Origin of the sequence: Companilactobacillus insicii (genome assembly GCF_003946015.1) — a bacterium.
GTDB lineage: Bacteria > Bacillota > Bacilli > Lactobacillales > Lactobacillaceae > Companilactobacillus > Companilactobacillus insicii.
Genome location: NZ_RHNU01000058.1, coordinates 1 through 7,545 on the forward strand (window position 1 = coordinate 1; position 7,545 = coordinate 7,545).

At 34.3% G+C, this 7,545-nt stretch carries 5 protein-coding genes and 1 other annotated feature; of the genes, 1 reads left to right on the plus strand and 4 read right to left on the minus strand.

Annotated features, from left to right (window positions below; all coding sequences use genetic code 11):
• Positions 1-117: 117 nt before the first annotated feature.
• Both nrdJ and brnQ read right to left on the minus strand, forming a co-directional pair.
• Positions 118-2,358 (minus strand): ribonucleoside-triphosphate reductase, adenosylcobalamin-dependent, encoded by a 2,241-nt coding sequence (gene nrdJ / locus EKM79_RS11945; protein WP_125569101.1) that lies wholly within the window; start codon positions 2,356-2,358, stop codon positions 118-120.
• Between the two features lie 365 nt (positions 2,359-2,723).
• Entirely contained in the window at positions 2,724-4,103 is a 1,380-nt protein-coding gene (brnQ, locus tag EKM79_RS11950; RefSeq protein ID WP_125569093.1) for a branched-chain amino acid transport system II carrier protein, read from the minus strand.
• Between the two features lie 56 nt (positions 4,104-4,159).
• Positions 4,160-4,393, minus strand: a binding site (T-box leader).
• Positions 4,394-4,724: 331 nt separating this feature from the next.
• Here brnQ and EKM79_RS11955 point away from each other — a divergent pair.
• Entirely contained in the window at positions 4,725-6,107 is a 1,383-nt protein-coding gene (locus tag EKM79_RS11955; RefSeq protein ID WP_246005698.1) for a glycosyltransferase family protein, read from the plus strand.
• A 68-nt stretch (positions 6,108-6,175) separates the two neighbouring features.
• Here EKM79_RS11955 and EKM79_RS11960 read toward each other — a convergent pair whose 3' ends face one another.
• A complete protein-coding gene (locus EKM79_RS11960; RefSeq protein ID WP_125569097.1) occupies positions 6,176-6,355 on the minus strand; it encodes a hypothetical protein in 180 nt (59 codons plus the stop codon).
• Between the two features lie 63 nt (positions 6,356-6,418).
• On the minus strand, positions 6,419-7,354 hold the full coding sequence (locus EKM79_RS11965; RefSeq protein WP_125569099.1) for a peptidoglycan recognition protein family protein: 936 nt from the start codon (positions 7,352-7,354) through the stop codon (positions 6,419-6,421).
• Positions 7,355-7,545: the final 191 nt, after the last annotated feature.

Here is a 7,545-nt window from a genome sequence, read left to right on the forward strand (position 1 = left end):
GTGCATAAAAATAGGCATCCTCATTGAGGATGCCCATAGGCCAAAAATCATTCATCAATACTATTTGACAAAGAGCCTAAAAATTTTATTGATTTAGAGTCTTTATTTAATTATTTATTATTTAATTGGACATGCTCCACTTTCACAATCAGATTGATCAACAAGTGCAATATCTTTCTTGTCATGATTATCATTCATTTCGGCAAATTTCTTAGCAACATTACCATTAATCATTGATTCACGTTCTGTATAAATCTTCTTGTTAATTGGTTCCTTAGGAGCTTGCTTCAACTCGCCACCACTATATGGAAGTAGTGAAGTTGACTTTGTTGTATGTCTATATTGATACATCAATGGTGCAATTTCCTTAGCTTCATTAGGTTGGAATGTAACTGTACAACTTACAGCATTGTCTGACCAATATGTTTGCAAGAATGCTTGTGTAGCGAATTGTTCAGCAATCGAAACATTTCCCGCCGAAGCAAAGTTAGGATTATCAGCATTAACGGCTTTAACTGGGAACTCTACACACATCGTGTGCTTTGTATAAATATCAGGTTCAATCTTATAACCACATGCTTTAAGTGCAGGTAGTAGCGGATCACTGTCTTGGAATCTGATTCTTTGAATCAAGTAACCAGCGTAATGGAAGTGCATTCCTTCAGAAACACCTGCTAGTTTTGCAACAGTACCTGATGGTTTAACAGTTGTGTGTTTGATTGAAGTATTGCAGTGCAATTCGTCAGAATACTTCTCATCTGATTTAACTACAGAATGATACAAATCATCGAATCTTTTGACAATTCTTTGATCATAGATAGGCTTCTTAATAGCAACACCGTCTTGATCTTTAGTATCTTCAAAACCAGCAACAACACGATTGCCAAATGTATTCAAGATCCAATCTTGAATACCTGACATAGAAACACCAATACGGCGATTCTTTTGAATAGCTTTACGAGAAACTTCCCAATCATAGTTACTAAATGTAACACGTTTTGTATATCTGGCTGCCAAAGCAAAGGCCTCTTCCAATTCCCATCCCTGCTTCTCAGCAATAACTGGGAATACTTCAAACAAGTTGCAAGGCTCACCGTTACTCAAAGAAATCTCACCACATGGATTAGTTCCTTCGACAGCATCGTCAATTCCTGGTTGATAACCATCCGCAATACGACCATAATTACGTGACAATTCTAGGTTAACAATTCCTGGTTCACCATTATGAACAATTGAATCAGCAATCGGTTGATACTTTGTAAATTTAGAATCAACTGAAACACTATTATTTGATGCCCAGCGGTGATGATATAGTTTTTCTTGATCTTGTTTCATAGTAATAAAGTCGTTGTCTGTTGCTCCACCAAGTGCCAATTCAGCTGAGCGACGAACATTACCAGCGACAACTGTTTTACCTATCAAATTACCCATATCAGTACAATCAACTGATGTTAACTGTCTTCCTACGGCATTATTCAAAACTTCGTTAATATCAAAAAACATTTCAATCAATGGAACAGGACCTGATGCTGTACCACCGAATCCTTTGATCTTAGCACCCTTAGGACGAATATCAGTAATATCTAAGACAACATCGTTCACATCTTCAGAATTAGTGGAGGCAAAATGAGCATCGACCATATTGGCATTTCCAATTACCCAACCTTCACGTGTATCCGGTAGTTTATAGAAGCGATTGTCATCAGCAGCATGATCTTTTAAGTACTCTTCACGATCAATTGCACCTGCTTTAATAGAATCTTCATAAGAAGCGCTAGATTTGCTAATAAGGACCTTCAAGTTAATCTTCTTATCAACTACTGGCATTTTCTTCATGTTGTCAGGAACAACAGAAAAACCAACACCGCCACCCTTCATCAATTGATCGAACATAAATGAAAATGGCATTGATACAGCAACTTGATTCTCATCCAAATAACTAGGAAGAATATGACTGTCACCATACTTCTGTGGTCTGATAGCAATGAACCAACAATTATTCAAGGCATCTCCGTTACGATCTTGATATTCAGTACCTGAAATCCAAAGATTTCTACCTGAAGGAGTTGCTGCTAATCCATAAACTAATTTATAAAGTTCCTTTGCTTCATTAACCAATCCTTGATACTGTTCTTCAGTTAACGAATCATCTTTCAAACGGGGATCAAGATTGATGTTACCCTCAACCACACGTTTAACTGTTTCTGACCAATTCTCAGTACGTCCTAATTCTGGAATCCAACGTGCATAAGTACGCTTGTAAGTGACCCATCCGAGCTCACCCCAGTGTGGCTTAACTGTCTCTTTTATTTCATCAATAAATTCATCATCTAATTTGATTTTTCTCAGTAAGTTCATCATATTGCTTCACTCCATTTGTTTGTAAATAACACTATATACGGTATCTCATCTCGGATTATATAACAAGATGTGGTATTTGTTAAACAAAGTGGTGAACCTGATTTTTTGAACCGTAATTGGCGTCAATCGTGACATCCATAAATTTATTTTTCTTTTAAAAAAATTTAGGAATTAAATTTTGATATAATCTAATTCAATTTAGACTGTTTTGAATCTGCAATTACCATTCTAATATGTTTATCACGTGATAATCAATGATAAATTTAATTAGACCTTTTTGCTAAATTTCAAGTACTTGACAAGAAATTTTCTCAATAAAAAAAGATGAAATCCTATTGACTTCATCTCCATATCTCTGTTACCTAGCTCCCAATATTAAATTTGGAATGTTTAAATATCAGTTGTAAATAATGTATTGTAAGGCCTATTAATAGCCCAATCAATGCTGGTAATAACCAATCCATACCAAGTTTTGCAAATGGCAAATAAACTTGATCCCATTTCAAAATAAACTGTGACAAAGGCTGTTTAGAAATAACAGCAGGTGCCGAATTTAGTGCATCTAACAAGGCTGGAACTATAGTAAATCCTGTCGTTAGTCGATAAACTAGAGGATTTCCATCAAATAATGGTGACCCGATAGATAAAATAATTAATGTAATCGCCAATGGATATAAAAACATAAGCATCGGTGTTGACCAAGCAATTATTTGTTGCAAGCCAATATTAGCTATCAAAAAAGATGTAATACATGAAATTAAATTCCAAGTTCCATAAGAAACACTTGGAAACTTGTCATGTAATGCTTCTGAAAATGCTGATGTCAGCCCAACTGCAGTGGTCAAACATGTTATGGTTGCCATAATTGCCAAAATTATTTCTCCTGGTGTACCCATTAAATAATTCGATATTTGTGATAATCCAATTCCTCCATCAGCTGAAATTTTAAAATGTGTTAATGAAGTGGCACCAATCCAAATCAAGCATAAATATATAAATGCCTCTAGCGAGATACTAAGTAAACTCGATTTTGCGGCTGTTTTAGCTACCGAAACCGGATCACGTTGACCTAATTCCTTAATGGAGCTGACAACTACTATTCCAAATAACAAGGCCGCTAATGCATCCATTGTGTTATATCCTTGTAAAAATCCATTTAGAAACGAACCACTCTGATATGCACCGGTAATATGCTCCACAGATGCGCTTCCCATAGGATGTATAAATGCTATAGCAAAAATAATTGCTAACAATATTAAAAATACTGGATTCAAAATTTTTCCGATTGAATCAATGATTCCACTAGGCTTACGTGATGCCCACCAGGCAGTAGCAAAAAATAATAACGAGTATATCAGTAAATACCAGTGTTCCTGACTAGCTGCTACGTGAGTCGCTATACCAATCTCAAAAGGTGTGGTAGCTGTTCTAGGAGTTGCAAATAGTGGTCCTAAAGTAGCACACGTTAGAATCATAAATGTAACGGCATAACGGTGACCAATTGGCTTGGCCAAATCATAAATGCCCTTAGACTTAGTGACGCTAATAGCAATTATTCCCATTAATGGCAATAATGTTCCCGTCAATAAGAATCCCAGTCCGGCACTGAACCAATGCCCACCTGATAATTGTCCTAAATGAATTGGAAAAATTAAATTTCCTGCACCAAAAAACATTCCAAAAAGCATGGATCCAATAATTATATAATGTTTAATCGATAATTTTTCATTCAAATATTTCATATACATTTCTTCCTTTCTAAATGAAAAAAACGCCCTTTGAAAATCAATTAAGATTTTCAAAGGACGCTTTTGCGTGGTACCACCCTTGCTTCATGAGGTTCTTACAAACTTCATCTCTTCACGTATAAATTATACGTAGCACAATAATGGGTGCACCCATGTAATGCTTGCTTACGTTCGCATAACCAGCTCCATGGCTACTTTCATCGGATTACAAATACCACTTCTCAATTAGTGCGGCTCCCTGTAATTTGTTGAATTCAACTACTTCTCCACTTAATAGCTGATATTTCATTTATTTTTAATGCCGCAAGAATAAGTCCTTAATAATTACTTGTCAACGATTTTAAACTGAAGCTAAAATTGTTCTAGGGTACATTGGTTACAATTAATGGATAGCATCTTAAATATACAAAAGGTATAAAATATAAACATGGCACTATATTCAATACAAACAACACTATGCTAATATATAACAGTAATTTATTCATATATTAATTCAATATTAGGAACAAAACTTTTTCTTATAGAATTAATGTCCACAAAAAGGAGAAAATCATCGCTAAAATTCAAAGTGTCATTAGTAAGATAATTTTGTCATGCGTTGCAATATTTACTAGTATGGTATTTCTATTAATGCTGACATATTATCATCAAAATTTCTTAAACCAAGGCGCGGCAAAAAATGTCCTTATCTTTTTATTCTTTCTTGCCATTATTACATTATTCGGATACATACTGATTCGTATTAGAACCGACAATAAAAAGACTAATAACATTATACTTATTTCGTTGTTAACAATATTTGGAGTGACGGCACTTATATGGGCCTTGAGCGTACCAAATGCACAATGGAGTGATTTCGGTAATTTTTGGAGTCGTGCTCCAGGATATTTCCAAGGTGACAAACTCTACCAGACTGATAATGACTACTTCTCCAAATATGCTTATCAATCTGGCTTCATGGCTTACATTTTAGGAGTTATAAAGATATTTGGTTATAACATAATCGCCGTTCAACTACTAAATGTTATCTATCAAGTACTAATACTATTGGTCACATACTCATTAGCATACAAAATATTTAATAATATAAAAATTGCTCGTTTATCCGTCCTATTATTAATGATTGATCTAGACTGGTTTGCTTTGAATAGCCAAGCTGATAATCAGTATCTTGGTTCGCTTCTATACCTAGTTACTTTTTGGTTATTATTTCAAGACAAAAATTGGAGTTACATTTTAGCTGGTGTTTCATTAGCTGCGGGATGCTTGATTCGTCCAATTGGTCCCGTTATTATTGCTGGTATCATAGTATATGCTCTTATTTACATCCTAATGAAACACAAAAATTATAAATCCGGATTCAAAATTCTGCTTACTTTAGCAATATATTTCATCCTATTCACTCTTGCTGGTGTTGGTATAAAAGCTTCTGGTATCAATGAATATGGATTATCAAATCATGATCCGGAATGGAAATTTTTAACTGGTTTGAATTATCAATCTGGTGGAACTTATTCTAATGAACTTAATAAATTTATTGATCCAAGTAAGTCCCGTGCTGAAATGAGCAAAGTTGAAAAGAAACAATTGAAAAAAGAGATTAAATATCTTAATGATAATAATGCCTGGATCAAGCTTTTTATAAACAAGACTCAGACATTATGGTCATCAAGAACACTGGCCACAGACTTCACCAATTACTCACAGAACCACTCGCAAAAGACAGTTGAAATAATTAATTATCTAGCGTACCTAGGTTCAATTATTCTAATAATATTTTCGTGGATTGGTTCCCTAGCAATGTTCAAAAATAAATTCGATGACAGATTTTATTTACTACTACTACCACTTATGGCATTTGCAGTTGCCAATCTGATAATCGAAGTACAAGGCCGCTACAGAATTGAATTTTTGCCAATAATTGCCATTATGGCAGGTTTGGGTATATATAAACTCATCTCAACAATTAGTGGTTATTTCATTACAAAGCGCAATTAATAACAAAAAATGCCCTCCACATTTACTAAGTAAATACGGAGGGCATTTTTTGTGGACTCGAGGTTCTGTTATGTACTTTTTTTATTTTTTTCTTTTCTTAACAAATAACCAGTCAAAGAAGCAAATAGTGCACATAAGAAAAACATAAACAAACTAAATTGAGAATCAAATCCCTTAAATAATACTGCACCAATCGTAATAACTAAAATAATTCCACACCAAATCCGAAGGTAGTTAACCATTTTCATAACAATTCACCTTCTATATTTGTATTACGGCTGAATTATATTCTGATGTTGTATTAAAGGCAATTAAACAACATATGTAGTTGCTACCCACTCATTCGTAGCAACTCGACGATATGTTACTCCATTATATTCTCTTGTTTTGTCAGTTTGCCAGTCAGTGTTGTTCATCAAAGCACGGTTAGTTACTCTGGCAAAAGTACCATCAGTTCTAAGTGCCATGATAGGAACATAATCACCATTAGAATTATTTACACGCAATACATTGGCTGATGAGGAAGAATTATTATTATTACCAGCATTTGTATTGCTACCTGTATTATTATAAACACTGCCAAAGTTCTTCAAGTTATTGTAGTACGTGATGACTAAGTCATTAAATTGATCCATACTATAACCCATAGAAGCAAAGAATCCTACTGGATCAGTATGAGAAGTCTCATGATACATCTTGCTTACTTGATCATGTGATACGACAGTTTTTCCAGGGATATCTGGTAAGTTGTATTGAATCAACTTAGCAGCAACATAATATGCATCATTTGCAATTGATCTAGCAAATGCATCTTGTGTATGTGTCTCACACAATTCAACTTGAATGTACTTATTATTAGCAGTAGGACCAGCACCCCAAACACCATAATCTGCACTGTGAATATTAATAATTTCATTATTATCCACAAAAGCATGAACATAACTTTGAATTCTTGGCCAGTCACGATTGAAAAATGATACTTCATTTTCAGCTGTAGCGTTGTAATCAGCAGTTTCGTGAACAACGACACCTTCTGGTTTACCAACACCATTTTCATAACCAAACCAGTCGTTAAAAGTACCTTCACGGTATTGAATTGATACTGGTTGTATCTTGTTACTTATAATGTAATCATTAACCGTTTGAGCCTTTACTTCAGTAGAGTTACTTGAAATAAGTAATATACCAAAGAACACAGAAATCAAGCTCAAAAGCCAAAGCACATCCCTATTTATTTTTTTACTCATATATATTATTCCCCCTAGTTCTTCCAATTAAACTATACCGCGTTAATTATTACATGATATAAAGATTTGATTACATTACAGTTACAAAACAAATAGCCTGATGCTGAAATCATTGGGTCTAAACTTTCTGGTATTGGTGAAAGCCAATACCAGTTTTTTTATTGTCTAAATTTCTGGATAGAAAAAGGACC